This window comes from Cedecea sp. B1(4) (assembly GCF_059414925.1).
On record NZ_JCAHMZ010000112.1, the window covers coordinates 1 to 202 of the forward strand.

Below are 202 nucleotides of genomic sequence, written 5' to 3' on the forward strand. Positions count from 1 at the left end.
AAAAAAAAAAACACCACCCCCCAGAAAAAAAAAAAAACCCACCCCCACCCCACAGACCGGGTGGGGGCGGGTTAAAACAAACCCCCCTCTTTATGAGCGAAAAAATAAAAAAAACAAAACCCAAAAAAAAAAAAAAAAAACCCAAAAAATTAACCCCCCCCCCACAAAAAACAGCAAAAAACAAAAAAAAAACAAACACAAA

At 37.1% G+C, this 202-nt stretch carries 1 protein-coding gene; it reads left to right on the forward strand.

Annotation, left to right across the window (positions count from 1 at the left end):
• The coding region (locus tag ACR6JA_RS22280) for a hypothetical protein (protein WP_494599578.1) at window positions 1-202 on the forward strand (202 nt) is incomplete at both ends.